This is a genomic window from Crenobacter intestini (assembly GCF_004919095.1).
GTDB lineage: Bacteria > Pseudomonadota > Gammaproteobacteria > Burkholderiales > Chromobacteriaceae > Craterilacuibacter > Craterilacuibacter intestini.
The window spans coordinates 1-3045 of record NZ_STGJ01000037.1 but is presented as its reverse complement, the minus strand read 5'-3'; the positions used below and the strand labels follow the sequence as shown (position 1 = coordinate 3045).

Here is a 3045-nt window from a genome sequence, read left to right as displayed (position 1 = left end):
CGGCCGGCCAGTTAAGTCTGACCGGAAGGATCGCCGACTTGGGTAGAAGATTGTATCAGGGCAACAACGTCGGGAGACGGGGTTGTCCGTCGCAAACTCAAACCTGTCTGAGTAAGGCAACTGAAATGATAGGGTCAAGCGAATAAGTGCATCAGGTGGATGCCTTGGCGATCACAGGCGATGAAGGACGTGCAAGCCTGCGAAAAGGTTCGGGGAGCTGGCAATGGAGCTTTGATCCGGACATGTCCGAATGGGGAAACCCGGCCCTTTTAGGGTCACTCCCAGCTGAACACATAGGCTGGGTAGAGCGAACGCGGAGAACTGAAACATCTAAGTACCCGCAGGAAAAGAAATCAACCGAGATTCCGTCAGTAGTGGCGAGCGAACGCGGAAGAGCCTGTATGTGATAGCCCTTGTGTTAGAAGAAAGGTCCTGGAAAGGCCTGCCGTAGTGGGTGATAGCCCCGTACTCGAAAACACATGGGTGGTACTGAGCATACGAGAAGTAGGGCGGGACACGCGAAATCCTGTCTGAAGATGGGGGGACCATCCTCCAAGGCTAAATACTCGTGATCGACCGATAGTGAACCAGTACCGTGAGGGAAAGGCGAAAAGAACCCCGGGAGGGGAGTGAAATAGAACCTGAAACCTGATGCATACAAACAGTGGGAGCCTCGCAAGGGGTGACTGCGTACCTTTTGTATAATGGGTCAGCGACTTACGTTCAGTAGCGAGCTTAACCGAATAGGGGAGGCGTAGGGAAACCGAGTCCGAATAGGGCGTCTTAGTTGCTGGGCGTAGACCCGAAACCGAGTGATCTATCCATGGCCAGGATGAAGGTGCGGTAACACGCACTGGAGGTCCGAACCCACTAATGTTGCAAAATTAGGGGATGAGCTGTGGATAGGGGTGAAAGGCTAAACAAACTCGGAGATAGCTGGTTCTCCCCGAAAACTATTTAGGTAGTGCCTCATGTATCACTTCCGGGGGTAAAGCACTGTTATGGCTAGGGGGTCATTGCGATTTACCAAACCATGGCAAACTCTGAATACCGGAAAGTGCGAGCATGGGAGACAGACGGTGGGTGCTAACGTCCATCGTCAAGAGGGAAACAACCCAGACCGCCGGCTAAGGTCCCAAATGATCAGCTAAGTGGTAAACGAAGTGGGAAGGCCTAGACAGCCAGGATGTTGGCTTAGAAGCAGCCATCATTTAAAGAAAGCGTAATAGCTCACTGGTCGAGTCGTCCTGCGCGGAAGATGTAACGGGGCTCAAGCTGATAACCGAAGCCGCGGATGTGTCTTTAGACACATGGTAGGGGAGCGTTCTGTAGGCCGTTGAAGGTGCATCGTAAGGTGTGCTGGAGGTATCAGAAGTGCGAATGCTGACATGAGTAGCGATAAAGCGGGTGAAAAGCCCGCTCGCCGAAAGCCCAAGGTTTCCTACGCAACGTTCATCGGCGTAGGGTGAGTCGGCCCCTAAGGCGAGGCTGAAAAGCGTAGTCGATGGGAAACGGGTTAATATTCCCGTACTTTCGTATAGTGCGATGTGGGGACGGAGAAGGTTAGGTCAGCGGCCTGTTGGAATAGGTCGTTTAAGCCGGTAGGCGGAGAGATTAGGCAAATCCGGTCTCTCTTAACGCCGAGAAGTGATGACGAGGGTCTACGGACCTGAAGTGACTGATACCACGCTTCCAGGAAAAGCCACTAAGCTTCAGCTATACGAGAACCGTACCGCAAACCGACACAGGTGGGCAGGATGAAAATTCTAAGGCGCTTGAGAGAACTCAGGAGAAGGAACTCGGCAAATTGATACCGTAACTTCGGGAGAAGGTATGCCCCGGTAGCGTGTAGTCCCTTGCGGACGAAGCGTGATGGGGTCGCAGAGAATCGGTGGCTGCGACTGTTTAACAAAAACACAGCACTGTGCCAACACGAAAGTGGACGTATACGGTGTGACGCCTGCCCGGTGCCGGAAGGTTAAGTGATGGGGTGCAAGCTCTTGATCGAAGCCCCGGTAAACGGCGGCCGTAACTATAACGGTCCTAAGGTAGCGAAATTCCTTGTCGGGTAAGTTCCGACCCGCACGAATGGCGTAACGATGGCCACACTGTCTCCTCCTGAGACTCAGCGAAGTTGAAATGTTTGTGAAGATGCAATCTACCCGCTGCTAGACGGAAAGACCCCGTGAACCTTTACTGTAGCTTTGCATTGGACTTTGAACAGACTTGTGTAGGATAGGTGGGAGGCTATGAAGCTGAGACGCTAGTTTCAGTGGAGCCGTCCTTGAAATACCACCCTGGTGTGTTTGAGGTTCTAACCTTGGTCCGTGATCCGGATCGGGGACAGTGCATGGTAGGCAGTTTGACTGGGGCGGTCTCCTCCCAAAGTGTAACGGAGGAGTTCGAAGGTCACCTAGGTACGGTCGGAAATCGTGCTGATAGTGCAATGGCAAAAGGTGGCTTAACTGCGAGACCGACAAGTCGAGCAGGTGCGAAAGCAGGACATAGTGATCCGGTGGTTCTGAATGGAAGGGCCATCGCTCAACGGATAAAAGGTACTCCGGGGATAACAGGCTGATTCCGCCCAAGAGTTCACATCGACGGCGGAGTTTGGCACCTCGATGTCGGCTCATCACATCCTGGGGCTGTAGCCGGTCCCAAGGGTATGGCTGTTCGCCATTTAAAGTGGTACGTGAGCTGGGTTCAAAACGTCGTGAGACAGTTTGGTCCCTATCTGCAGTGGGCGTTGGAAGTTTGACGGGGGCTGCTCCTAGTACGAGAGGACCGGAGTGGACGCACCTCTGGTGTACCGGTTGTGACGCCAGTCGCATTGCCGGGTAGCTAAGTGCGGAAGAGATAACCGCTGAAAGCATCTAAGCGGGAAACTCGCCTGAAGATGAGACTTCCCTGAGGGCTTGACCCTCCTGAAGAGTCGTTCGAGACCAGGACGTTGATAGGTCGGGTGTGGAAGTGCCGTGAGGCATGAAGCTAACCGATACTAATTGCTCGTGAGGCTTGATCCTATCATTTGAGTGGCTTTGCCAG

1 rRNA gene is annotated in these 3045 nt (G+C 53.4%); it reads left to right on the top strand.

Annotation, left to right across the window (positions count from 1 at the left end):
• The first annotated feature begins 132 nt into the window (after nucleotides 1–132).
• A 23S ribosomal RNA gene (locus E5K04_RS16480) occupies nucleotides 133–3023 on the top strand.
• Nucleotides 3024–3045 lie beyond the last annotated feature (22 nt).